This is a genomic window from Streptomyces sp. RLA012 (assembly GCF_056270325.1).
In genome coordinates this window covers 11,244,917-11,269,944 of the sequence record NZ_JBWDPA010000002.1, presented here as the reverse complement: position 1 = coordinate 11,269,944, position 25,028 = coordinate 11,244,917, and the positions used below count along the sequence as shown (strand labels likewise).

Sequence of the window (25,028 nt, the reverse complement as noted above, 5' to 3'; positions counted from 1 at the left end):
CCGATGAGTGCCGGCCATGTCACGGCAGGTACTTGTTGGTCCAGTCGCCCGAGGAGACCTTCGCGTCCGGCACCGCTCCGATGCTCTTGACGAACGCGACGGTCTTGTTCCAGCCCGCGTCGGTCAGCTCGTCGGTCTTGGGCCACTCGACCTGTTCGATGCTGCTCCGCAGAACTTCGTCGGGTGCGCCCGTCATCGTCTTCTGCGCCACGCTCAGGACCGTCTTGTCCTGCGGATGGCCGCTGATGTAGGCGGTCGCCTGCTGAACGGCCGTCGCGAATCCCTTCACGGTGGCCGCGTCCGAGATCGCGTAACTCTTCTTCACCACCACGAGCTGGCCGTATCCGGCGTCCGCGTAGGCCCACTGGGGGACCTTCAGCGAGTCGGCCACCACAATGCCGTCACCGTCGTGTTGGACCTGCAGCGGAATCGGCTCGGAGGTGACGAACCAGTCGATCTCCCCCTTGGTGAGGGCTGCCTTGTCGGCGGCCGGGCTCGGCAGCGAGACCCACTTCAGCTTGGTCGGGTCGACTCCGTGAGCCTTGAGGTAGAGCCCCGCCTCGGCCTTGGTGTTGGCGGAGCTGGCGCCGGCCGTCGAGTCGGCCAGGGCCTGGGCCACCTGCGCCGCCGGGGTGTCGGCGGTCAGCTCGTGCTTCTTGGCGAACTCGTCGCTGACGACGAGGCCGAGCGGGTTGCCGCCGCCGTTGGTGCCGACCGCGAGCTCGGGGAGGCCCTTGGACAGGGCGGAGAGGAAGTTCGTCGGGCTGTCGTTGAGGAACTGCACCGAGCCCGACTCCAGGGCCGAGGTGCCCGTCGCGGCGGTCAGGGTCACGTACTTGACCTTGATGTTCTGCTTGTCGAAGTAGCCGTTCTGATCCGCGAGTCGGATGGACAGGTCGAAGATGTTTCCGCTGATGCCCACCGAGACAGTGGTCTTCCCGTCCGCGCCGACCGAGGTGGAGCCGCTGCCGCAGCCGGTCAGCAGAGCCGCGCCAAGTGCCGCGGCGGACGTCAGCGCGAGGGTCCGGGCACCGGTGTGGTGTCTCATGGGAACTCCTGTTCACCAAGCCTGTTGGGTGCGGAAGAAGCGGGTCCAGAAGTCGGCGCGGGCCCGATCCGCCACCGGGATCGGCCGGAAGTGCGCGCCGATCTCCATGACGGTGCCCGCGTCCGGCGAGTAGGCCGGCCAGCGGGGCAGGCCGGGGCCGTTGGGATCGCCGGTGGCGGCGAAGTTGGCCCAGTAGGAGGAGAGGGTCCGCGCGATCTCGCGGTCCTCGTCGGTCCACGGCGCGGTGCCGGGGGCCGGGTTGCCGAAGACGAAGTCGATCTCGGAGCCGTGTGCGGCACGGCGAGCGCCGCCGGGCCCCTGCGTGGGGGCGCGGTGGGTCCAGAAGTAAGTGCGGACGGGCCGCGTGGTGTGCCGGGTCCAGTCCACGCCCCAGAGGTGAGTGGAGATGCGGGAGTTGTCGCGCACGGCCTGGCTGCTCGCCCACGCCGCCTCGTCGTCCGTGCCGGCCGGGTAGAGCCGTAGGAACTCGTCGGCCATCTCGCCGAACTTCATCCGGGCAGCGGCGCGATGGCCGTCGAGCGTCACGTGGACCGGCGGGGCGCCCGGCCGGGTCGTCCGCCGTCCGGTCCGGAGGGCGGCGAACTCCGTCTCGGGGACGGCGCCGCTTTCGTCGAGGTTGTTTCCGGTGAGGTAGTCGACGTCGTTCTGCAATCCCTTGGTGTAGGTCTCGTCGTAGCCGGAGGGGATCACCCAGCCGTCCACGACCGGGCGGAAGAGCGGTGGTCCGGCCGTGCTGCCGGTCGCGACGGCGTCGTCGACCGGGTGGTGGCCGTCGACCAGCTTCCGCCAGGGCAGGGCCCGCAGTTGCTGGGGCGTGCGTGCGCCGTGCTCCCGTGCGTAGCGGTCGCCGGCGGTCTCGGCGTCGCCCGGGTGGCGGTAGGAGGTGGCCAGGTAGCGGAGTTCGGGGTCCCGCGCGTACCGGGCGTGGCTCTGCGCGACGGCGCGGTGGAACAGGCCCCGGGCGAGCGGGGACATGGCGAGGAAGTTGACCGTGCCGGCTCCGGCGGACTGGCCGGCGATCGTCACCCGGCCGGGATCGCCGCCGAAGTTCGCTATGTTGTCGCGCACCCAGCGCAGGGCCGCGACGCAGTCGAGCAGCCCGTAGTTGCCGGAGGCGTCGTGGCCGGACTCGTGGCTGAGTCCGGGGGTGGCGAGGAAACCGAAGGCGCCGAGCCGGTAGTTGAAGGTGACGACGACGAGGCCTTCACGGGCCAGGTTCTCGCCGTCGTAGCGGGGGTGTGCGCCGGTGCCCTCGCGGAATCCGCCGCCGTAGATCCACACCAGGACCGGGCGACGCTCGTCGCAAGAGGCCGCGCCCGTCCAGATGTTGAGGTTCAGGCAGTCCTCGCTCATGGGCACGTCGACGCCGGTCGCGGCCGCGTCGGTGGGTGCCTGTGGGCACATGGGGCCGAACCGGTCGGCCCGCCGCACCCCCTCCCACGGCAGCGGTGGCCGGGGCGGACGCCAGCGCAGTTCGCCGACCGGTGGGGCCGCGTAGGGGATGCCGCGGAAGACGGTGAGCGAGCGGTCCCGGCCCGCTATGCCCTCGACGGGGCCCGATTCGGTGGCCACGGCGCTACGTATGAGGTCACGCATGGGGTCCTTCCCGCCCCGTACGGTTCGTCAGGTGGCCGACGGTCCGGGGGGCTTGTCCAGGAGCAGCGCCCGGCGGGCGGAGCCGACGTGGTGGCGCATCGCGGCGACGGCCGCGTCGGGGTTGCGGGTGACGATGGCGAGGAAGATGGCCTGGTGCTCCTCCACCGATCCGGACCTCGGGTGCTGCGCGGAGAGGTTGCGGTACTGGCGCATCACCAGCGGGTAGAGCAGCGTGTCGTAGGCGTGGGCCAGGGTCTTCTGGTGCGCGGCCTGCTTGATCTGCTGGTGGAAACGCCGGTTGCCCCGCGAGTAGGCGTCCTGGTCGCCACGGGACTGCGCGTCCTCCATCTCGGCCAGGGTGCGGCGCAGGTCGGCGATCTCCTCGTCGGTGGCCCGTTCCGCGGCTTTTCCGGCGAGGGCGGACTCCAGCGTCTCCCGGGCCTCCAGGATGTCCGCCGCCTCCTCCACGGAGAAGCTCCTCGTACGCACCCCGCGGTTGACTTCGCTGGTGACGTAGCCCTCCTGCGCCAGGCGCACCAGCACGGCGCGCATGGTGCTGCGCGACACGTTGAACATCCTGGTCAGATCCGCTTCGGTCAGCCGTGTGCCGGGCGCGACGCTGCCCGACAGCAGCAGCGAGCGGAGCCCCTCGTAGGCCTGGCTGTGGCGGGTGGCCGATGGCTTCGCCCCACCCGCGGCCTCGTTGCTGTCGCTCTGCTCCACCTTGACCGCCCCTGTGTCCTGTGAGAATGACCACCGCGGCGGGAACCCTAGCCGACCGCACGTCAGGCGCCTGACGTGCCGAGAGCGTCGTACAGGCGCCGGGCCGTGCCCGCGAGGATCTCCTCGCGGGCCGCCACGGGCAGCGGCCGCAGGACGGTCCGGGCGAGGTCGAGGAGTTCGGGCGGTGACTGCTCGGCGGCCGGGCAGTTCGAGCCCCAGGCGATGCGCCCGGCGCCGAACGACTCGACCACCGGTACGAGGAACTCGACGGCCTCCTCCCCCACGTCGTGCAGCGGTTCGAGATTGCGGTGGGTGAGCTTCAGGTGCAGGCCCGGGTGCCGGGCCAGCTCGGTCACCTCCTTGCCCGCGCGCGCCGGGGAGGAGGCGATGTCGGGGTATCCGATGTGGTCGAGGAGCACGCGCACGGTGGGGAACCGCTCCAGGACCTCCACGAGCTGCCGCGTCGCCGGTCCGAGCCGCATCTGGAGGCAGACGGTGACGCCCAGCTCGCCGGCCGTGCGCCAGAACTCGTACGTCTCTGGCGCCGCGAACCACTCGCCCTGCGTGGGTACGGTGCTGCCGCTGGTGAACAGCCGTACCCCGGCCAGGCCGCCGTCGCCTACGCCCGCGGCGAGACGCGTGGCGGCGTCCGGGGCGAGCGGGTCGAAGGTGCCGACGGCGAGGAAGCGGTCCGGGTGACGGGCACGGCTGTCGAGGACGTAGGAGTTGTCGTAGCCGTAGGCGGTCGTGGCCTGTACGAGGACGGCCTGCCGGATGCCCGACTCGTCCATGCGGGCGAGCATGGCCTCGGCGGTGACCGGGCGGGAGGCGGCCCAGGCCGAGGGCTTTCCGCCGATCGGCGACCAGGGGTAGGCGTCCCGGTCCTCCGCGATGATGTGGCAGTGCGTGTCGACGATGTCCATGGCGTGCGCTCCTGTCATGCGTCCGGGTAGACGCCGTCGGCGAACAGCATCCGTGGCTCGGCGGGGAAGTCCGCGTCGAGCAGGCCCTGTTCACGGGAGTAGCGGACGAGCGCGGCCAGGCTCCGCTCGTTGGCGGCCGGGCCGTACGGCACGGGGTCGCCGCCGGTCTGCTCCGCCTGCCGGGCGAACCTCGGCAGGGCCGTCCACTCCGGGTCGTCGGCCAGGCATCGCCGTTTGGCCTCGGCGAACGCCGCGTACAGCGCGGTCGGCAGGCCGGGGTCCTGTGTCACGAGGTCCGCGCGGAGGGCGATCAGTGAGTGGAGCGGGTAGATGCCCGTGCGCAGGTACCAGTCCGAGGCGAGGACATCCGCCTGCGGGAACAGCGGGTAGGGGGCATCGCCCTCGGCCGTCTCCGGGTGGGCCGTCGCGGTCCAGCCGGTGCGGGGCGCGCCCGCCCGACCGGTGCCGGCGTTGCCGGTGAACGCGGCGTCGATCTCTCCGGAGCGCAGCAGTTCGCCGAGGGAGCGGCCGTCGGTGACACGCTCGACGTTCGGCGGAACCCGGCCCTCGACGTGGTCGTCGTCGTCCACCACCCAGGTGATCTTGTCGAGGTCGACGCCGTACTCCTCGGCGAGGATGCCGCGCACCCATACGCCGGTGGTCACCGAGTACGCGCGGACACCCACCCGGCGGCCCTCCAGGTCGGTCGGGACGCGGATGCCGGAGCCCGCGCCGCACTGGATGTCCCCGTGATGGAAGCGGCGGTTGAGGAAGACGGGGATCGCGGTGAGGGGGACGCCGGCCTGCAGGGCCATCAGGTAGGACACCGGCGCCAGTTCGCACACGTCGAACTCAAGGTCGCGAATCATCCGGCGGTAGGCGCCGATGACCGGTCTGACCTGTACCTCCTCGACGAGGTGACCGTCCACGGCGGCGGTGCCGTCGAGCAGCGACCGCGCGTGGGCGTAGTCGCCGACGACCAGCGAGAGCTTCTCCATCTCCTGCCTTTCGCTCGATGGGGGATACGTCAGCCGCCGAGGCGGGACGGGGGAACGCCGAGGGCCGAGCAGGACCGCTCGACCAGGTCGTCGAAGTCGACGGGGCCGGGCAGCACTTCCTGCTCCAGCGCGTAGGCGGCGGCCTGGGTGACCGCGCCGCGGAGCGCGGTGAACCCCACCGGATCGACGTCGGCGGGCCCGGCCGCGGCACGCATCGCGTCGTAGGCGGCGAGGATCGCGGCGGAGTGTTCGTGGGCTGCCTTCTCGGTGACGCCGACGACGTGGTTGACGGGGAGGAAGCCCTTGCGCGCGGACCACTCGGCGGCCACCTCCCGCGCGCCCTCGATGGCGGTGTGGATACGGTCGTCGTCCGGCAGTTCGTTGCCCATGATCCCGAAGTCGAGGCGGCCGTCGAGGAAGTCCACAGGGAGGCGGGCGCCCTCGGGTGCGCGGCCGACCCACGCCGGGTCCTGGTAGCCCTCGACATGCGCGTCCTCGTAGGTCCGCCAGTCGACCTTGCGCAGGTCGACGCCGTACTGCTCGGTGAGGAACCCGCGCACCCACACCCCGGTGGTCTGGCTCCAGGAGCGGACGCCGACACTGCGGCCCTCGATGTCGTCCACCGTCAGCCGGCCGAGGGTGACGAGCGTCTGGTGCTGGTGACGGCCGAGTGTGGTGAGGGGCAGCAGCAGCACGGGCCTGCCGTGGGCGACCGCCTGGAGGAGGGTCACGATCGCGAGTTCGCACACGTCGACGTCCGCGTCGTTGACGAAGCCGCGCGAGGCCTTGTGGACCGGCCGGACATCGAGCCGTTCGATCCGCGCGCCGGTCTCCCGGACGGCCGTCTCGGCCGCTGTCGCGAGGTCGTCGCGGCCCAGGACCAACTTCATGGCTGACTCCTCCTGGAGTGGAAGTGCTCGTGGTGCTGTCGCAGCAGGTCGACGCCGTAGTCGTTGCCGTTCGGGGTACGGACCACGGTGTGGATGTGCCGCCGCGACGGCACGTCGTTGTCGAACATCACGCCGGCCTGGTGCTCGAACTCGACGAGGAGCACGGGGCTGTGGATGCGGTAGTAGAAGACGCCATCCGGGTCGCCGTCGCCGTCGCCGATCCACGCGAAGTGCGTGTGGGCCTCGTGGGCGAGGACCTCGTCCGTCCGGACGCGGGCGTGCCCCGCGTTCGCCCGGCCCGTGTATAGGGCAGTCAACTCACGTGCCACATCCCGCTGTTCGATGGTCAGCGCGCCGAACGGGATGCCTTCGTAGTGCAGTTCGTAGTTGTCGCGGAAGGCGCCCACGAACAGGTCGGGCGGCAACGCGTCGGCGATCACCGCCCGTGCGCGTTGACGGGGGTTCAGATCGGCGAACAGCCTCTGTCCCAGGGCCTCTTCGCGCCGGAAGACGGTGGTTCCCGCGTACGTGCCGGACTCCGCGACCACCGGTTCGGCGCCGAGGAAGGTGGGGGTGAGGACCATGTGGTCGCCGACGAACACGCAGTTGACGTTCACGTGGTGGCCGTCGAGCTGCCAGCCGAAGGGGCGGCCACGGTCGGGATCGCCGTAGAGGCTGAACCAGTACAGCCACTCGTTGAGCAGGTCGGTCTCGCCACGTAGTTCGCCGATGGTGAGGTTGAGGTGCATCAGGTCGACGATCTGCTGGTAGCCGGCCTCGCCGAGGCTCGCGCGGACGACGTCGAGGGCGCGCTGCCGCCCGGCGTCGTCGAGGTCTTCCAGGCACAGGCCGTGGCGCAGGAAGTAGCGTGCCCCGTTGGCCCAGTGACGCCATGACACGTCGTCCATCGGGAAGCGGCCCTCGGCCAGTTCCTTCGGGGAGAGCGCGGCCAGGTAGTCCTCGGCCGCCCGGCGGATGCCGGTGGTGTCGACGCCGGTGCCGGTCAGTGGGAACAGATCCGGCCGCACCCCGCCCGGTGCGGTCACTCCGTGGAAGGGTTCGTCGGCGGCCCGGCGGCGCCACTCGACCTTCGTCAGCAGCTCCGGCGTCCACTCGGCCGGTCTGCGTGTGGGCGCCGCGCCGCGATTCCGCAGTCCCATCCCTGCCGCCTCCTCTCTCTTTCTCGCTGGTCCGGTCGCCCGGTCGCCCGGTCATCCGATGGCCCGGTCATCCGATGGCCCGGTCAGTCGGTCTCCTGGTAAGCCGGTGGCCCGGTCAGTCGGTCTCCTGGTAAGCCGGTGGCCCGGTCAGCCGGCGAGGAACGCCGCGTCCTTCTCGATCCGGGCGAGGTCGACGGGCGTGCGTACGACCTGTTGTTCGAGGGCGTAACGGGCCGCGGTCTCCAGGCACCGGGCGAGGGCGTCGCTCCAGCCGGCGGCGACGGCGCGGCCTGCCGGGGTCCGGTCGCGCTCCCCCGCGGTGTCGGCGATGGTCCGTGCCAGGGCCCGGTACAGCGCGGTCACCGCGTCCCGCGCGGACTTCAGGACGTCGTCGCGCACCACGAGCAGATGGTTCGCGGGCACGGTGCCGTGCCGTTCGATCCACGCGCGGCCCGCGCTCTCCGCGTCCGCCACGACGGGGACCAGGGGCGTTCCCTGGGCGCCGATCGCGCGGGGGCCGAGCACGGCCGCCGCCACGTCGCCGCCGCGGAGCAGTTCCGCGACGCTCCCGCTCGTCGACCGCTCGACGTACGGGGGTTCCCGGTACGACGCGACGTGCGGCTCCTCGGTGGTGACCCAGATGAGGTCCGAGGCGTCGACGCCGTAGTCCTCACGCAGGATGCCGCGCACCCACAGGCCGGTGGTCTGGCTGTAGGAGCGCACCCCGATCCGTTTCCCGGCCAGCCGCCTCGGGTCGAGCGCGGGGCCGTCCGGCAGGCGGGTGAGCGAGTGGTGGTGGGCGCCGCCGATCATGACGACCGGGAGGAGGGTGATCGGCACGCCGGCCTCCCGCGCCTGGAAATAGGTGGCGAGGGCCATCTCGCAGACGTCGAATTCGAGGCTGCGGACCATCCCGGGGAAGGCGGAGTACAGCGGCTTGGCCGTCGGGAAGCGGCAGTCGGCGCCCTCGACGGGGATAGTGCCGTCCTTGAGCGGGCGGGTGTGCGGGTAGTCCCCGAGCAGGACGGAGAGCGTCGTCGCGGCCGTGCGCTGCGGCACCCCGGTCATCGTTACCTCCTTACCTGAAACGTCCCGACCCCTGAAAGGTCCAGATATGTACCAATTCCTCCTCACACGTCCTCGCCGTACCAGAGCCGGCGGTACGGGACGCTGAGCACGCTGCGGGTGATGCGGACGTCGACGACGGTGGGTCCGGGGTCGCGCACATACCCGGCGAGGGCGGTACGCAGTTCGTCGGCGGTGCGGACGGTTGCGCCGGAGCCGCCGAGCGCCACCGCGACCGGGCCCAGTTCCGGTGTCGGGATCACGGCGAGTTGCGGATCGAGCCCCTTCGCCGCCGACTTGTGGTACTCGGCGCCGAGGCCCTCGTCGTTCATGACGACCGCGAGGATCGGCAGGCCGTAGCGGCAGGCCGTCTCGAACTCGGGCAGGTGCATCAGGAAGCTGGCGTCGCCCTCGACCACGAACGACGGCCGCCCACGATCCGCGACGATCTTCCCCATGGTCAGCAGGGGCGCCTGGCCGATGGCGCCGAACATGCCGTAGTTGGAGACGACCTCGCGCGAGCGCTGGAAGAGCATGGTGCCGAAGTCCGTCTGGTGACCGCTGCCGAGGACGAGGCCGATGGCGCCAGGGAGTTCGGCGTCGATGACGCGGATCGCCTCGCGTGGGTCGAGACGGCCCGGCTCGTTCACGTACTCGTCCGGATCCGCCGGCGGGGCTGCCAGGCGGCGGCGCACCTCGGCGGTGTGGAAGCCCTCCGTCCTGGCCGAGCGCCGGCCGAGTTCCTGCTCCAGTGCGGTGAGAGCGGTGACCGCGTCCGCGCGGATGTAGCAGTCGGCGGCGGCGCCGTTGCCCATGACCAGGTGCTCGGCGGTGTCGATCTGGACGTACTTCGCTTCGGGGAACAGATAGCCGTGCTCGGTGGTGTAGTGGTTGAGGCTGGCTCCGACCGCGATCACGCAGTCGGCCTCCTGGAGCAGTTCCATCGCCGTACGGTTGCCGAACAGACCGGAGATGCCGACGTGGTGCTCGGTGCGGTCGCACAGCCAGTTCTTCGCCTGGAGCGTGGTGGCCAGCAGGGCGCCGGTGCGGTTCTGGAGGCGGAGGATGTGCTCACCGGCGTCGGCTTGGCGCGCCCCGCGTCCCGCGACGATCACGACGTTCTTGCTCGCCTGCACGATGTCGGCGGCGCGGGCGATGCGGGCCGGGTCGGGCAGCGGTCGCTGGTGGTCGATCAGTTCGGTGGAGGGGGTGTACGGGTCGGCGTCGGCTCCGTCGAGGTAGGCATGTTGCTGGATGTCGATGGGGGCGCTGAGCATCACGGGGCGGGATTCGGTGCGTGCGAGGTAGAACGCCCGCTGGACGGCCTCCTGCGCCTGGTCCGCGCGGGAGAGGTGGACGAATCCGCACTCGATCGCGGCGGCGAAGCGGCCCTGGTCGAGGTACTGGGCGGCGGCCCGGTCGCCCCAGGCGGTCTCGCCGCAGAAGGCGACCAGCGGGGTACGTGCCCGCGCGGCGACGATCATCGAGGTGGCGAGCTGCGAGACGCCGGGCCCGCTGGTGGTGGTGAGGACGCCCGGGCGTCCCGAGGCGCGCGCCCACCCGTCGGCCATGCCGAGGCCGGAGCCCTCATGGCGCACCTCGTACAGCCGCACACCGCGCTGGGCCAGGGCGTTCATCCAGTGCATGTTGGCGTCGCCCATCATGCCGAAGACATCGCTGGTGCCCTCCTGGACGAACGCCTCGGCGAGCGCTTCGTAGACCTTCACTTTGCGCCCGCCTCCTGGTGGTTGAGGTTCTTGGTGCCCTCTATGCCGCTGACGCCTTGGACTCCTTGGACTCCTTTCAGGCGCGGGAACACGCGCAGTGCGTTGCCGGCCTGGATGAGGCGGCGGTCCTCGTCGCCGAGGGTGTCGATGGAGTCGAGGAGGTACTTCGTGTCGTCGAAGCGGTGGCCGGTCTCCGGGTCGATGCCGCGGACGGCGCCGATCATCTCGGAGGCGAACAGGATGTTCCGCGCTGGGACGACGTCCACCAGCAGTTGCAGCCCGCGTTGGTCGTACACACAGGTGTCGAAGAAGACGTTGCGCAGCACGAGCTCTTCGAGCGGGGGGCGGCCCTGGTCCTGCATGACCCCTCGGTAGCGGCCCCAGTGGTAGGGGACCGCGCCGCCGCCGTGCGGGATGACGAACCTCAGGTTCGGGAAGTCCGTGAACAGGTCCGACAGACACAGCTGCATGAACACGGCGGTGTCACCGGCCAGGTAGTGGGCGCAGGTGCCCTGCAGCGCCGGGTTCCGCGACATCGCCACGTGCAGCATCGCCGGGACGTCGAGCTCGGTCATCTTCTCGTAGAGCGGGTAGTAGACCTCGTCGGTGAGAGGCGGCGCCTGCCAGTAGCCGTCGGACGGGTCGGGGTTGAGCAGACAGCCGACGAAGCCCAACTCGGTTACGCAGCGCTCCAGTTCGGCGGCGCTGCGGCGGACCGAGGACGCGAGGGCCTCGCCGGGTGACTGGGGCAGTTGGCAGACGCCGACGAAGCGGCCGGGGAAGAGGCCGCAGACGCGGGCGATCAGGTCGTTGCTGACGCGGGACCAGGCCAGGCTGGTCTCCTCGTCGCCGTAGTGGTGGGCCATCTTCCCTGCGCCCGGGGAGAACAGCGCCACGTCGACACCGCGCTCGTCCTGGAGCTTGAGCTGGCCCTCCTCCAGGGCGGTCCTGATCTCGTCGTCGCCGATGAGGAGTTCGCCGGGCGAGACACGCGCGCCCGATTCCTCGAACGCCTGGATCTGCCGCTGCCGCCATCTGCCGAGCGCGGGAGGGGCCGTCGTGAAGTGGCCGTGGCAGTCGATGAGCATGGGTGTCTCCGGGGTTCGCGTGGGGCATGGCTGGACGCGCGGGAAACGGCGGTTCGAGTACGGGGGGGCAGAGACGGCCGGTCGGAGCACAGAAAAGGGAACGGGCGGGGAGGGGCGGGGACGACCGGTCGACGCGAAAGGGAGGAAGAGGTCAAGGGAGAAGTCAGGGACGGCCGGTCAGGGCACGGCCCAGGTCCAGGCCCGGGTAGCTGCGCACGGGCGCGGACATCAGGAAGCGGTAGCCGTCGTCGAGCACCTGCTTGACGTTGTCGGCGGTGACATGGGGGTGGCCCACGGCAACGCCACGCGCGTGACAGGTGTCGAGGACGCGGCGCTTGCTCTCGGCCATGCGGGGGTGGTCGTACTGGCGCGGGACGCCGAGCTCCTGGCTCATGTCGCCCTCGCCGATGATGACGAGGCCGACGCCCGGCACCTCGTCGAGGATACGAGGCAGGTTGGCGACGCCGAGCTGGTCCTCGATCATGAGGGCGACGAGGATCTCGCCGTCCGGAGCGAGTGGCCACACCTCGCTCTTCGCGTAGTACTCCTGGTTGGAGATGCCCCAGTAGCGGGCCGCCGCACCCGGGCTGTCGCCGCGCAGTCCGGCGGGGTCGTGGCGGGGTTCGCCTGGCAGCGAGGGGTAACGGCAGGCGGCCACCGCGTTGCGGGCCTCCTCGACGGTGCAGATGTGCGGCCAGACCACGCCGTACGCACCGAGGTCGAGGACCTGCTTGGCGTGCCACTGCGCCTTCTCGCCGCCGTTGGCGGGGATGCGGACGAGCGGGGTGAGGGCCGGGGCCAGGTCGTCGGCCGCGAAGATCTGACGTCGATTCAGCAGGTACTGCAGGCTGTCGCGGAGCGCGACGGCGTCCCAGGGCTTGTGCTCCATCTCGAAGACCAGGGCGTCGTAGCGGGTGGTGGAGAACTCGATCGCGGCAGTGGGTTCGGCCGCAGCGAAGGACGCGAAGACGTGTTGTCCGGCCGCCAGGCCGGCTATGACCCTATTGAGGCGTTGCGCTGCCACGGACAGCCTCCTCGCTCGACGCAGGCGACGGGGACGGGGACAGGGACGGAGAGGGAGAGGGAGAGGGGGAGGAAGACGCAGACGGGAACGGTGCAGGATCCATGGACGGTGCGGGTGGGGCGGTCGTACGTCGGCGGCGCAGCAGCCTGACCCAGCGGGCGCGGATCCGCCGCAGCAACCCCGGCTTCGCCGACGCGGCGTCAAACTCCGGCTGGGTCAGGGGGGTTGAGGGTACAGAGGCTTCGGCGCAGCGCTGGATCAGCGCCACCGAGAATTCCTCGGCCATCCTCGACACCACGACCCCGGCACCCGACTCGATGAGTGACGCGAGCCTCCCGGAGAGCTTCACCTCGCCGCGCAGGGACACGTGCGAGCCGCCCGTGGCGGGCTCGTCGGTCACCCGGAACACGGTGTCGGCGGCGAACCGGGTGGCGCCCTGGCCGTCCCGGCCCCGTGCGGTGATACGGCCTTCCCGCTCCGGCTCGTCCAGCTCAAGGGTGACCCGCGCGGCGAACCTGACCCGGATGCCGCCGAACCTGACGACCAGCGCCGCCTCGAAGGAACCGTCGTCGTGGGACCGACCGAGCTCGGCCCCGCCGATGCAGGACACCACGGCGGAGGGGTCCGAGACGACCTCCCAGACACGTTGCGCCGGGCTCGGCACGGTGATCTCTTCCGCGATCGATATCAACGGTGTGCACCTCGCTTCGCGAACTGCTAGGCGGCGTCCGACGTCCGGAGGTCGGACTTGAAGAGTCCCCAGAGGTCGTTGTAGAGCTCGGAGAACTCGGACGACTCGATGAGGGAGCCGATGGTGCGGGGGCGCTCGAAGGGGACGGAGAGGGTGCGGCGGACGGTTCCCGGCCCCTCGGACATCACGATGACCTCGTCGGCCAGGTAGATGGCCTCGTTGAGGTCGTGCGTGACGAATACGAGCGTGCCGCGCTGCTCCTCCCACAGGTTGAGGAGTTCCTGCTGGAGCTTGAGCCGGGTGATGGCGTCCAGCGGCCCGAACGGCTCGTCCATCAGCACGATGGAGGGTTCGTAGATCAGCGCCCGCGCGATCGCGCAGCGCTTGCGCATGCCACCGGAGAGTTCGCGGGGGTAGTGGTTCTCGAACCCGGCGAGGCCGACGAGCCGGATCCAGTGGGCGATGCGTTCCTCCCGCTCCGGTTTCGGGACCTTGCGGAACTTCAGCGCCAGGCCGATGTTGGCCTTGACGCTCAGCCAGGGAAGCAGGTTGGTCTGCTGAGTCACGTACGCCGCTTCGGAGTTGACGGCGGTGATCCGTTCGCCGGCGAAGTGGACCTGGCCGCTGGACGGGGTGAGCAGCCCGGCGGCCAGGTTGAGAAGGGTGCTCTTTCCGCAGCCGCTGGGCCCGATCACGGCGACGAATCTGCCGCGGTCGATCTGGAACGACACGTCCTCGACCGCCGGCCGGTGACTGCCCGGGAACTCCAGGGTGACGTGCTCGAAGCGAAGGGCTTCTGTCTGGGGGGCGCGTTGGTTGGTCGACATCCTTGTCTCCTCGACCGCTCCACGGGTGGGGTGGCACGGTCCTGCGCTTCGTCTGTGCAGTGGACGCATGTGCAGTTGACGCATGTGCGATGGATGCATGTGCGATGGATGGCCGGCGAGTTCGCCTGACGGCGGGTCCGGTCACGTATGGTCGGTTCGGAGATTGTCCGACAAGAACTGCATGGAACGTAACTCGCACGACCCACACCGGCAAGATGTCTGCAGCAAGAACATGCACTTCTCAGAAACCCAAGAACCGGGCCACGAAAGATTGTTGGACAATGCCCAGCGGCTCGGGGAGGCTCCCGGCGGCTTCAGGAGTTGTGGGAAATTTCGTCAAGCATGTTGCTCACAACATTGCCGCGCGGTTACGTTCTCGTACGCACCAGCCCCCGCACCTGCCCCACGACGCGTCGGCCGAGTGCCCGCGGCGGTCCTCAGAGCGGCAGCAGTCCGCGCGCCCCCGCTACGCCCTGACGGTCAGTCACGACTCCCCGCTCCCGTCCACCCTTGGGAGACAAGTCGCCATGTCCCACCCCACCAAGCGCCGCGGAACAGCGGCTCTGCGGGCCCTCGCGGCCCTGACAGCCGCCTTCGTCCTCACCGCGGGCGGCAGCGGCACCGGCACCGCGTCCGCCGACCAGAGACCCGACAAGAGACCCGACAGCACGCACGGTCTGTCCCCACAGGTGGTGCACACCGGCACCGGCACTGGCACTGGCACCGGCACCGGCACCGGTCCGACCGGCTACCGGGTCACCTTCCGTTACAAAGACCCCGACGCCGACCGCGTGCAGATCAAGGGCGAGTGGTATTTCGCCAACCCCTACGAGCTGTCCGCGCTCACCACTGACGACGGCACCGCCCTCGAAACGCCCGGCACGCTGCCCAGCCACTGGCAGCCCGGCGACATCCCCGTCGCGTATCCCAACTCCCCCGCCGCCAACTGGCCCGTCGTGGACATGAAGAAGGGCCGCGACGGTGTGTGGACGTACACCACACCACTGCCGTCCGGGGTGTTCACCTACTCCTTCTATGTCGACTGCGCCGACGACACCCAGGCCACCTGCACCGCCGTCTCCGACCCGGCCAACCCGCCGTGGAACGAGAAGGGCGGCAAGGTCTCCGGGACCATCGAGCGCACCAGCCAGGTGTACGTGCCCTCGGACCCGTCGTACGGAACGGTCGACTACGCCTGGCAGGGCCCGAGTTCGACCGGCAGGCACGGCACGCTCACCCACGTCACGTATCCGGCCCCGACCTCGGTCGACCCGCCCGGCGAGAACTACCTCTCCGTCTACACCCCGCCGGGCTACAACTCGGCCCGGGCCAAGCCGTATCCCACGCTCTACCTCTTCAGCGGCGACGCCACCGAGATGGACTGGAGCACGCAGGGGGACGCGGCCCACATCCTCGACAACCTCATCGTCACCGGGCAGATCCCCCCGATGGTCGTCGTCATGCCCAACACGGCCGGGTTCCCCGACTCCACCGGATACGCGTCCTTCGACCGGAACCTCACCGACACGCTCGTCCCGTACGTGGAGTCCCGCTACCACGTCTCCACCACCGCCGCCGAGCGCGCCGCCGCAGGCCTCGGTTACGGGGCGTCCCTGACCAACTCGCTGCTCTTCGGACACACCGCCGAGTTCGGCTCGTACGGAGTCTTCAGCCCTGGCCGGCGCGGCAACTACACGCTGCCCGACGCGTCGTCCGTCACCGGCTCCCAGGTCGCCGCACTCAAGCAGGCACGCGTCTACGTCGGCGGCGGATGGCAGGACCCGAGCCACGACTACCACGCCGGCGAGGTCGCCCTCCTGACCGGCCTCGGCGTCCCGGTCACGCCCGGCTTCGTCAACGGCGGCCACAGCTGGTTCGCGTGGCGTCTCAACCTCAAGGACTTCCTCACCGGCACCGCCTTCTTCCCTCCCACGACGGGGTGACCGGCCCCCGTACCCGCTACCCGGTTCGCACGGCAGGCCCACGCGCCACCCATCCACTCAGTGATCGGGAGATCCGTATGACCGTGCCAGACAGCCATGACCCCCGTCCCGCAGAGTCTGCCCCTGCCCTGCGCCGACGGGACTTCCTCGGCCGCACCGCGGGCGTCGCAGCGGGCGTCGTCCTCCTCGACGGTGCCGCGACGCAGCCCTCGTCGGCGGCGGAGTCGCTCGGCAGCAGACCGGTGCGGACCGAATCCGGCCTCGTCGCCGGTGTGCCCGGCGCGGCGTCCGGTGTCACCGTCTTCAAGGGGATTCCCTACGCGGCCTCCACCGCCGGGAAGAACCGGTGGCGTCCGCCGCAGCCGGCTCCGTCCTGGACGGGCGTCCGCGAGGCCGACACATTCGGGGACTCACCCCCGCAGGCGTCGGGCACGCTCACGATGAGCGAGGACTGCCTCAACCTCAACATCTGGACCGGCGCCCGGAGAAGCGGGGAGCGGCGCCCGGTGTATGTGTGGATCTACGGCGGCGGCTTCTCCGGGGGAACCGGCTCGGACCCGAGCTTCGACGGTTCGGTCCTGGCCGACAAGGGCGTCGTCGTGGTGACCTTCAACTACCGCCTGGGCGCCCTGGGTTTCCTCGCCACCTCCGAACTGAGCGCGGAGTCCCGCCACGGCGTCTCGGGCAACTACGGCCTGCTCGACCAGATCGCGGCCCTGAAATGGGTCCGGCGCAACATCGCCGCGTTCGGCGGCGACCCGCGTCGCGTCACCGTGGGCGGCCAGTCCGCCGGCGCCGGGTCCACGGACATGCTGTCCATGTCCCCGCTCGCCACCGGCCTCTTCCAGCGCTCCCTCGCCGAGAGCCAGGTCCGCTGTCCGAGCGATCCCGAACTGCGCTACCTCGGCGTGTCCCTCCGGAAGATGGACACCGCCCTCCAACAGGGCACCGCCTACGGCGCGACGAAGGGCGCGAGCACGCTCGCTCAACTGCGCGCCCTGCCCTGGCAGGACTTCACGGACGGCGCCTCGCTCAAGGACGAGTCGGTCGACACGAAGTCCGTCGCGAAGCCTCCGCTGTTCCGGCCCGTCGTCGACGGCTGGCTGCTGCCGGCCGGCTATCGGGCGACGTACGACGCCCGTGCGCAGAACGACGTCTGGTACCTGGCGGGCAACAATCTCGACGAGAGCGGCGCCGTGCCCGAGACCGCCTTCGAGTACTGGCGCCAGGCGGGTTACCCGGACCGCCCCGGCGCTCCTCCCGTCCACGTCACCCTGGACGACTACGTGAGCGCCGCGCGGCAGAAGTTCGGCGCGATGGCCGACGAGTTCCTGCGGCTCTACCCGGCACGTACGGACGACGAGGCCGCCCTCGCCAGCAACGACGCGGTCCGCGACAACTCCCGGGTCTCGACGTACCTGTGGGGTACCGAGTGGATCAAGGGCGCCGACCGGCCCGTGTACACCTACTTCTGGACGCACCGCCCGCCGGGCCCCGACCACGACATCCGGGGCGCGTACCACGGCTCCGAGATCGTCTACTTCTTCGGCAACCTCCACCCGGACACCCAGGGGTGGACCGACCAGGACCGCGAGATCGCCGACACCATGTCCTCCTACCTGGCGAACTACATCACCACCGGCAACCCGAACGGTCCCGGTCTGCCCAGGTGGCCCGCCTACAGCCCCGGTTCGCCGACCGTGATGGAGGTCGGTGAGCACTACGGGCCGATACGGGTGGCGTCCCGCGAGAAACTCGGCTTCTGGACACGGTACTTCGCGACGCAGGACGCCTGGTAGGGCTTGGCGTCCAGGTCCAAGTCCAGGTCCAAGTCCAGGTCCAAGTCCAGCTCCAGGTCCGGCGGCGACGACGCCTCCGCCGTCGCCGGACCGCAGCCGACGTGAGTTGAGCCCGCACCGGTAGGGAGGAGCACATTTCATGTCACTGACCAGACGTGCGGCAGCACGCGCCATGGCCGTCGGCATCGGCGCCGCGTCCTTCGTCGCGTCAGCCGTCGAAGCAGCCGTCGAAGCAGCACCGGCATCGGCCCGCGAGGGGGACGACGACGGGGATTCGGGGCGAAACCCGGGAGGCAGGGATCCGGCCGCCTTCGGTCCCGTGATCAGGCACACCGGCAAGAGCCCCAGGCCGGATGCAGGATCTGCGCCCCGGCGTCCGGGTACCGGTGGCTCAGCTCTCGCACCGCCGGGGTGACGATGGGACAGGAGGTGTATCCCCCTTTTGCTGCAGTCACACGGCGCCCCCGAGGCGCACTCTTCCCCCAGGCCCTACTCGGGTGGACGGACGAAGACCGGCCCGGCCCAAGCCGGCGGATCCGGGGCGGGCCCGGTCTGTTCCACGGCTTCGGCTGCGGCGGAGTCCGCCGGTGTCGGCGGACCCGAGTCACCCCCGCCCTCGCCCCCGCTCACAGCGGCACGCAGAGCCGCCACGAACTCCAGACAGGAGCCATAACGGTCCTCGGGAATCTTCGCCAGGGCCTTCGACACAATCTCGTCCACGGCCGCCGGGATCCCCGGTCGTCGCTCGCTCAGAGCGGGCGGCCGATCGTACTGATGCGCCCACAGCAGCGCCATGTCGTCATCCCGCTGGAACGGCGGCCCGCCGGCGAGGGTTTCGTAGACCACGCAGGCAAGCCCGTACAGATCGCACCTGCCGTCCACCGGGCGGCCTGAAATCTGCTCCGGCGCCACATAGTCGAGCGTGCCGACGAACTCGCCCACCGTCGTGAACCCGGTCAGCGACAGTGACTTCTTCGTCAGTCCGAAATCCGTGAGATACACGTACTCGGGGTGCTCACTGTCCGTGCCCCTGGCCACCAGAATGTTGCCGGGCTTCACATCCCGGTGCACCAAGTCGTGCTCATGAGCCGCGTCAAGCGCCGACGCCACCTGCGCGGCGATGCGCAGCGCGGTCGCCACGGGCAGCGGGCCGTCCCGGTCGAGCAGCGCTCGCAGATCCAGCCCCGACACATAGCGCATGGCGATATACAGGACACCATCCATCTCACCGGCCTCGAAGACCGGCACGATATGAGGATGATCGATCGCCGCGGCCACCCGCGACTCGTGCGTGAAGCGGCGACGGAACGTGTCGTTGCGAGCCAGTTCCGGAGCGAGCAGCTTCAACGCGACCGTACGGTCCAGTCGTAGATCCCTCGCGCAATAGACGACGGCCATACCGCCACGGCCGATCTCACGCTCCACCCGGTAACCCGCGATCTGCGCCCCGATCAGCCCCGAAGCCCGGCCCGAATAGAGCCCCATGCTCTGCGACGCCGCGTTCATCACAGCCCACCGCCCCAGGCCCCACCATCCACCCCGCGGCACCGGCCCAGGCCCATCACCGCGCCACCGGCACAAGCCCCCGACGCACACCCCGGCGCAACCGAACCCACAGGCCGCCCGTTCATACCTCAATTCTATCCAGCGCCCCCCGTAACCGCCCGGCCACCATCAGCCCCACCCAGCCCCGGAGCGGTACAGGGCCGGCATGCACTGCCCACACGGGCTCTCGTGCGTGAGCTGCTGCCCAGCAGCACATCGGCCTCGCTCCGCTGGTCCCGCGCACACAGTCTGCTCTCCTCCAGCCGTTTGACCTGCGTGGTCAGGTGGATCCCGGCGTGCACCCCGACCAGCGCCGACCCGCTCCAGAGCACGAGGGCGGCGCGCAGGTGCTGGAAGGCTTCGGGAGGGTCCGCAGCGTCCATCAGCGGCTCGGCACCCCACAGCTCCTCGCTCAGCATTGTCTCCCCGCCGAAGACGCTCAAGCTCCCCCCTCCGAACCGCACGGCTCTTGCGCGGCCACCGCCCTCTGACCTGTGGGAATGCAACGCCTTGATGCCCGCACCGGTACCCATGACGACCGTCGACAGCCAGGTCGGCGCCAACCCGACGCCCCGCCTCGTCCACCACGCCCGAGGGCTCTCTCGTGGAGCCTGCCCCGGGCAGGGCGGGGCACGGCAAGGCAGCCCATCCGTCCGCAGGACGTGTCCGGTCGCCGCTCGGCGCGGCGTCACGGGACGGTGGGAGCAGTGGGAATCCCCGCACACAAGTCCAACCGATCCGGACGGGGCCGAACGGCGGCTCTTGCCGTCATCATTGAGCACCACACCACCTGGGCCGCGAGTGTTGTTCAGCCTGCTCCTGTCGCTGTACGCGCACCGCCGGCCCGCAGCACGTCGAAAGCAGACAGCAATGGCAAACACCCGGGCCGCGTCGCCCTGTTCTCCCGTCGGAGCCGCGTCGTGATCGCGGCCCGCATCCCAGGCTTGATCATGCCTCTCGTCTACGTCTGCGCACTGCTCGCGGGCCTGGTCTGGTTCTGGCGTCATCGCGGCGAGTGAGACAGCGCCCCGAGATCGGGTGATCGTGAACGAATCGGCGCGCCGGTGCATCCGTACGGGACGTCTGGCCGGAACCAGTGCCATGACCGGCACGAGACGGGGCAGACGAGTTCTGTCTTCGATTCCTTCGGACGATTTGGGGTGGACCGCATGGCAGCCGTGACGGCAGCAGAGGTAACGGGCACGGCACGGCACGCAGTGACGGCCGAGGAGGTGGAGCTGCCTCTGATAGACGAGCCGCTGAAGATCAGCCCGATGGACGCGCGTGACCTGTCGCGCCAGTTCTTCGACCGGCTGTCCGTGCTGGAAGAAGGCACACCCGAATACCAGTACGCGCGCAACACGCTGATTGAGATGAACCTCTCCCTCGTACGGTACGCGGCGGCTCGGTTCCGCAGTCGCGATCAGGCCGAGCTGGAAGACATCGTCCAGGTGGGCACGATCGGGCTCATCAAGGCCATCGACCGCTTCGAGCTCTCCCGCGAGGTCGAGTTCACCTCTTTCGCCGTCCCGTACATCGTCGGCGAGATCAAGCGCTTCTTCCGCGACACCAGTTGGGCCGTCCACGTACCCCGCCGACTTCAAGAGGCCCGCATCGAGCTGGCCAGGGCGACCGAGAAGCTGCGCGCGCGACTCGGCCGTACCCCGACCACGCGTGAACTCTCCGCGCTGATGGGTGTCTCCGAGGAGGAAGTCATCGAGGCCCGCAAGGCCTCCAACGGCTACAACTCCTCCTCCCTCGACGCCACGCTCACGGCCGAGAACGGTGCGGACGGGGAGACCGTACTCGCGGACTTCATCGGCAAGGACGATCCCTCGCTCGAACTGGTGGAGGATTTCCAGTCCTTGGCTCCTCTGATCGCCGAACTCGACGAACGTCAGCGCAGGATCCTCCACATGCGTTTCGTCGAGGAACGGACCCAGGCCCAGATCGGCGAGGAACTCGGCATCTCGCAGATGCACGTCTCACGCCTGATCACCCGCACGGTCAAACGCCTGCGCAGCGGGCTGCTCGATCCTGACATCGCCTGACACATCCGCAGCGTCCGAGTGGTGTGCGAACCCGAGGAGCCAGCCGGCGAGGCGGCGAGTGAAGACGGTCCCGCCCGTGCGCGGGCGGGACCGTCACTGGGCTACCGGGCCGGTGTCCCCTCGGACGCCGAGCTCGGTGCCGGGGCGTAGCCGGCGGGCCGGGTGGTGAACACTCCCCGGCCCTGGGTCCGGCTGCGCAGCCTGGTCGCATAGCCGAACAACTCCGCCAGCGGCACGGTCGCGGTGATCACCACGGTGCCTGCTCGCGGGACGGATCCCGCGATCTGCCCGCGTCGCGCCGCCAGGTCGCCGAGCACGCCGCCCACGGCGTCGTCCGGCACGGTGACCGTGACGTCGGCCACGGGCTCCAGGAGAACCATCGCGCTGGCGCGCAGCGCCTCCCGGAGCGCGAGCCGACCGGCCGTCCGGAACGCCATCTCCGAAGAGTCCTTCGGATGGGTCGCTCCGTCGGTCAGGACGACCCGCAGTCCCGTCACCGGATGCCCTCCGAGCGGCCCCTCGGCCAGCGCGTCGCGGCAGCCGGCCTCCACGGCCCGGACGTACTCCTGCGGTACCCGTCCACCGACGACGGTGGAGCGGAATTCGAAGCGCGTCACGCTGACGTGGGTGTTGTCACGGTTGTCCCCGTTACCGACCTTCCCGACCTTCCCGACGTTGCCGCCGATGTCGTTGGCGTCACCGATGTGGTCGGCTGTGCCCGGGGCGGCCTCCAGTGGCTCCACGTCGAGAACGACGTGGGCGAACTGACCTGCGCCGCCGTCCTGCTTGACGTGCCGGTGGACCAGTCCGGACACTCCGCGGGCGACCGTCTCCCGGTAGGCCACCCTCGGTCGACCGACCCGGACGTCCAGTCCGTGAGCGCGCCGGATCTTCTCCACCGCCACCTCCAGATGCAGTTCCCCCAGGCCGGACAACACCATCTGTCCGGTCTCGGGGTCGGTGCGGACGACCAGCGAAGGGTCCTCCTCGACCAGCCGCGTCAACGCCTGCACCAGGCGTTCCGTGTCAGCGCTCCAGGCCGCCTCGACCGCCACCGAGACGACCGGATCGGCGACCGTCGGCGGTTCGAGGACCAGCGGAGCCCCGGGGGCGCACAGGGTCGACCCGGCGCGGGCCGATTTCAGCCCGACCACCGCGACGATGTCCCCGGCCACCGCCTGCTCCAGTTGGGCGTGGCGGTCGGCCTGGACCCGCAGGATCCGGCCGATCCGCTCGGTGCGCCGCGCACCCGATTCCCACACCGTCTCTCCCTTCCGGATCGTTCCCGAATAGACACGCAGGTACGTCAGCCGCCCCGTGGCGGTCGCGTTCACCTTGAACGCCAGTGCCGCGAACGGTGCCGCCGGATCGGCGAGCCGTTCCTGTTCCGTGCCGTCCCGGGTGCCGCGTACCGCGGGCACGTCCAGGGGCGAGGGCAGGTAGGCCAGCACCGCGTCCAGCAGCGGCTCGATCCCGCGGTTGCGGTAGGCGGAGCCGCACAGCACCACCACACCGTCACCGGAACGGGTCAGGTCGCGCAGCGCGGCGGCCAGAGTCTGCGCGGAGAGGGTCCCCTGCGCGCAGAACTCCTCCAGCGCGCCGGGGTGGCGCTCCGCCACCGCCTCCTCCAACCGCCGTCGGCGACGGTCCGCTTCGGCACCCAGCGCCTCCGGTACCGGACCTTCCTCGACCGTGTCGCGGCCGTCCGCCCAGACCAGCGATCGCATACGGAGCAGATCCACCACACCGGTGAACCCGGCTTCCGTACCGATGGGCAACTGGACGACGAGCGGGGCGGGATGCAGCCGCTCCCTGATCGACTCGACCGCCGTGTCGAGGTCGGCGCCGACGCGGTCCAGCTTGTTGACGAACGCGATCCTCGGCACTCCGTACCGGTCCGCCTGCCGCCATACCGACTCGCTCTGCGGCTCGACTCCCGCGACGGCGTCGAACACCGCCACGGCTCCGTCGAGCACCCGCAGCGAACGCGCCACCTCGTCGGAGAAGTCGACGTGCCCCGGAGTGTCGATCAGATTGATGCGGTGGTCGTCCCAGTCACAGCTCACGGCCGCGGCGAAGATGGTGATGCCACGATCGCGTTCCTGGGGGTCGAAGTCGGTGACGGTCGTTCCGTCATGGACCTCGCCCCGTCTGTGCGTGGTCCCCGTGACGTACAGGATCCGCTCAGTAACGGTGGTCTTGCCCGCATCGACATGGGCGAGGATGCCCAGATTGCGTACGGCGGCAAGGGGACTTGTGAGGTGACGGTGCAGGTCGGTACGCACGGTCCGTGGCCTTTCGCGATGATCCGGAAACGGGTCGGCGCGATTTCCGGACGAGACGGCCCGCGGTCGGACCACGGGCCGGGCAGTGACCTCTCGCCACGGCACATCCCATCGGGATGCCGTGGTCGATCCACCCGACAACGGGCAGACAGTGGTCAGATGTTCGTCGCGGAGAACCGGTCCCGGCCGCGCAGCCGGCACCGGGCACCCGAAGACACGAGGATCACCTCGTACTGTGACCGGGGAACAACGACAGCGGTGCGGTAACGCACGGCCCGGCTCCCCTCACTCGTCACGATGTGTGGCGAGTGTAGGCAACGCGGAGCGGTCGACGCACCGCATTTTTCCAGCCCGGCACCGCGCATCCAGCCCCGGACATCCGGCCCCGGGTATCAGGCCCCGCAGGTCGCGGATCACCTCACAGCAGACCGCTCTTGGCTGCCGAGAACGCCTGGGCGAGCAGTCCACCGGGCGGCTCGGTGGACGTCAGCAGTTCGGCGACCGCCGAGCCGGTGGCGCGGTGCCAGGTTCCGCCGCGTCGGAGCATGGCGTGGTCACCGCCGTTCACCAGCAGGACACCCGCGCGGGAGCCGCCAACCGGGCTCGACCGACGAACGCGATCGACTCCGCCGGATCCGTGACCCGGTCCCGGTCACCATGCAGCGCGATCACTCGCTTGTCCCGGAGGTGGGTCACCGGTTCCCCCTCCGGACACCATGGGGCCAGCGCCACCACTCCCGCGACCTGTGTCGCCGCCGCGGCTCGCAGCGCGGCCCGACCGCCCATCGAATGGCCCACGAGGACCACCGGAACCTCGTCCACGAGACGGGCAAGCTCCACGAGGGCCTGCTGGGCGTCACGGGCGGCGTCGGCCCGGGAACCGTTCCATCCTCGGAGGCGGTAGCGCACCCGGCCGAGGAAGACCTCGTCGTCCGGCACGGCCGCGGCGACGGCCCGGACGAACGGCCGCATCCGCAGCGCCGCCACATTCCAGGGCCGTGCGGGGGCCGTGCTGTCGGCCCGGCCCCCGTGCAGGACGAGCACAGCGGCACGGGCCGAACCCGAGTGACGAAGCGGCACCAGGGCCGCACCGGCCGCGGCCGTCCGCGCCCCTGCGCGTCGAAGGTCGACATCCGCGTTCGGCCCCGCATGGCAGCTCTTCCCGTGTCCCGACCCGACCCATGGGCAAAACGTTCCGCCACCCGCGGGACATCAGTCGTCCGACGTCCCGCGGATCGGTCACCGGCGGTGCGGCGTCACACCTGCAGAGTGGATTCCAGGCGCTTGAGGTTGTGACGCGCCAGGGCGAGGTTGCTGCGGCCCCGGTCGAGTGCCAAGTAGAGGAAGAGCGTGCCGGAAGAGGCGTTCAGCGGCCTGATCAGGTGGTACTGCTCACCGAGCGTGATCAGGATGTCCTCGATCGAGTCCTGCATGTTCAAGGACTTGAGGGTGCGCTGCTTGGCCCGGACGACCTCGGTGTTGCCCGCGGCGGCGAGTTCCAGATCAAGGCCGGGGCCGCCGCCGAGCACGCCGAGGGACATACCACTGTCGTAGTCGACCAATGCGACGCCGAGAGCCCCGTCGATGGTCATGGCTTCCTTGAGAGTGGACTCGATGTTCACCT

The 25,028-nt window shown here is 70.2% G+C and carries 22 protein-coding genes; 3 read left to right on the top strand and 19 right to left on the bottom strand.

Annotation, left to right across the window (positions count from 1 at the left end; translation table 11 throughout):
• Window positions 1-19 precede the first annotated feature (19 nt).
• The 13 genes from RV986_RS51230 to RV986_RS51170 form a co-directional block, all read right to left on the bottom strand.
• On the bottom strand, window positions 20-1,048 hold the full coding sequence (locus RV986_RS51230) for an ABC transporter substrate-binding protein (RefSeq protein ID WP_475923970.1): 1,029 nt from the start codon (window positions 1,046-1,048) through the stop codon (window positions 20-22).
• A gap of 12 nt (window positions 1,049-1,060) precedes the next feature.
• Entirely contained in the window at window positions 1,061-2,665 is a 1,605-nt protein-coding gene (locus tag RV986_RS51225) for a carboxylesterase/lipase family protein (RefSeq protein ID WP_475923969.1), read from the bottom strand.
• A 27-nt stretch (window positions 2,666-2,692) separates the two neighbouring features.
• On the bottom strand, window positions 2,693-3,388 hold the full coding sequence (locus RV986_RS51220; protein ID WP_475923968.1) for a GntR family transcriptional regulator: 696 nt from the start codon (window positions 3,386-3,388) through the stop codon (window positions 2,693-2,695).
• A 62-nt stretch (window positions 3,389-3,450) separates the two neighbouring features.
• Window positions 3,451-4,311 (bottom strand): amidohydrolase family protein, encoded by an 861-nt coding sequence (locus RV986_RS51215; protein ID WP_475923967.1) that lies wholly within the window; start codon window positions 4,309-4,311, stop codon window positions 3,451-3,453.
• A gap of 14 nt (window positions 4,312-4,325) precedes the next feature.
• Window positions 4,326-5,309 (bottom strand): substrate-binding domain-containing protein, encoded by a 984-nt coding sequence (locus RV986_RS51210; RefSeq protein WP_475923966.1) that lies wholly within the window; start codon window positions 5,307-5,309, stop codon window positions 4,326-4,328.
• 29 nt (window positions 5,310-5,338) lie between these two features.
• Window positions 5,339-6,199 (bottom strand): hypothetical protein, encoded by an 861-nt coding sequence (locus RV986_RS51205; protein ID WP_475923965.1) that lies wholly within the window; start codon window positions 6,197-6,199, stop codon window positions 5,339-5,341.
• Entirely contained in the window at window positions 6,196-7,359 is a 1,164-nt protein-coding gene (locus RV986_RS51200; protein WP_475923964.1) for a DUF3500 domain-containing protein, read from the bottom strand. Before RV986_RS51200 ends, RV986_RS51205 begins: the two co-directional genes overlap by 4 nt.
• Window positions 7,360-7,506: 147 nt before the next feature.
• The gene (locus RV986_RS51195; RefSeq protein ID WP_475923963.1) at window positions 7,507-8,427 is read right to left on the bottom strand and encodes a substrate-binding domain-containing protein; all 921 of its coding nucleotides are present in this window, start codon (window positions 8,425-8,427) and stop codon (window positions 7,507-7,509) included.
• 62 nt (window positions 8,428-8,489) lie between these two features.
• On the bottom strand, window positions 8,490-10,151 hold the full coding sequence (locus RV986_RS51190) for a thiamine pyrophosphate-binding protein (RefSeq protein WP_475923962.1): 1,662 nt from the start codon (window positions 10,149-10,151) through the stop codon (window positions 8,490-8,492).
• Window positions 10,148-11,239: an amidohydrolase family protein gene (locus RV986_RS51185; protein WP_475923961.1), complete on the bottom strand. Its 1,092-nt coding sequence runs from the start codon at window positions 11,237-11,239 to the stop codon at window positions 10,148-10,150. Before RV986_RS51185 ends, RV986_RS51190 begins: the two co-directional genes overlap by 4 nt.
• A gap of 163 nt (window positions 11,240-11,402) precedes the next feature.
• Complete coding sequence (locus tag RV986_RS51180; RefSeq protein ID WP_475923960.1) at window positions 11,403-12,263, bottom strand: HpcH/HpaI aldolase family protein; 861 nt, start codon at window positions 12,261-12,263, stop codon at window positions 11,403-11,405.
• A complete protein-coding gene (locus RV986_RS51175) occupies window positions 12,241-12,954 on the bottom strand; it encodes an SRPBCC domain-containing protein (RefSeq protein ID WP_475923959.1) in 714 nt (237 codons plus the stop codon). Before RV986_RS51175 ends, RV986_RS51180 begins: the two co-directional genes overlap by 23 nt.
• Before the next feature lie 26 nt (window positions 12,955-12,980).
• Window positions 12,981-13,781 (bottom strand): ABC transporter ATP-binding protein, encoded by an 801-nt coding sequence (locus RV986_RS51170; RefSeq protein WP_475923958.1) that lies wholly within the window; start codon window positions 13,779-13,781, stop codon window positions 12,981-12,983.
• 527 nt (window positions 13,782-14,308) lie between these two features.
• Here RV986_RS51170 and RV986_RS51165 point away from each other — a divergent pair.
• On the top strand, window positions 14,309-15,724 hold the full coding sequence (locus RV986_RS51165) for an alpha/beta hydrolase-fold protein (RefSeq protein ID WP_475923957.1): 1,416 nt from the start codon (window positions 14,309-14,311) through the stop codon (window positions 15,722-15,724).
• 77 nt (window positions 15,725-15,801) lie between these two features.
• A complete protein-coding gene (locus RV986_RS51160; RefSeq protein WP_475923956.1) occupies window positions 15,802-17,523 on the top strand; it encodes a carboxylesterase/lipase family protein in 1,722 nt (573 codons plus the stop codon).
• A gap of 489 nt (window positions 17,524-18,012) precedes the next feature.
• Here RV986_RS51160 and RV986_RS51155 read toward each other — a convergent pair whose 3' ends face one another.
• Window positions 18,013-19,029, bottom strand: coding sequence for a serine/threonine-protein kinase (locus RV986_RS51155; protein WP_475923955.1), 1,017 nt, complete (start codon window positions 19,027-19,029; stop codon window positions 18,013-18,015).
• Between the two features lie 134 nt (window positions 19,030-19,163).
• Window positions 19,164-19,451, bottom strand: coding sequence for a BTAD domain-containing putative transcriptional regulator (locus tag RV986_RS51150; protein ID WP_475924707.1), 288 nt, complete (start codon window positions 19,449-19,451; stop codon window positions 19,164-19,166).
• A 786-nt stretch (window positions 19,452-20,237) separates the two neighbouring features.
• On the opposite strand from RV986_RS51150, the gene RV986_RS51145 reads away from it, so the two are divergent.
• Complete coding sequence (locus RV986_RS51145; protein ID WP_475923954.1) at window positions 20,238-21,119, top strand: RNA polymerase sigma factor SigF; 882 nt, start codon at window positions 20,238-20,240, stop codon at window positions 21,117-21,119.
• 101 nt (window positions 21,120-21,220) lie between these two features.
• Here the strand turns inward: RV986_RS51145 and RV986_RS51140 are convergent, their stop codons facing one another.
• From RV986_RS51140 to RV986_RS51125, 4 genes are all read right to left on the bottom strand, one after another.
• Window positions 21,221-23,404: an elongation factor G gene (locus RV986_RS51140; protein ID WP_475923953.1), complete on the bottom strand. Its 2,184-nt coding sequence runs from the start codon at window positions 23,402-23,404 to the stop codon at window positions 21,221-21,223.
• A gap of 418 nt (window positions 23,405-23,822) precedes the next feature.
• Window positions 23,823-23,972 carry a hypothetical protein gene (locus RV986_RS51135; RefSeq protein WP_475923952.1) on the bottom strand — a complete coding sequence of 50 codons (150 nt, stop codon included), beginning with the start codon at window positions 23,970-23,972 and terminating at the stop codon, window positions 23,823-23,825.
• The gene (locus tag RV986_RS51130) at window positions 23,969-24,484 is read right to left on the bottom strand and encodes an alpha/beta fold hydrolase (RefSeq protein ID WP_475923951.1); all 516 of its coding nucleotides are present in this window, start codon (window positions 24,482-24,484) and stop codon (window positions 23,969-23,971) included. The genes RV986_RS51135 and RV986_RS51130 overlap by 4 nt, the downstream gene beginning before the upstream one ends.
• 176 nt (window positions 24,485-24,660) lie before the next feature.
• Complete coding sequence (locus RV986_RS51125; RefSeq protein ID WP_475923950.1) at window positions 24,661-25,026, bottom strand: hypothetical protein; 366 nt, start codon at window positions 25,024-25,026, stop codon at window positions 24,661-24,663.
• Window positions 25,027-25,028: the final 2 nt, after the last annotated feature.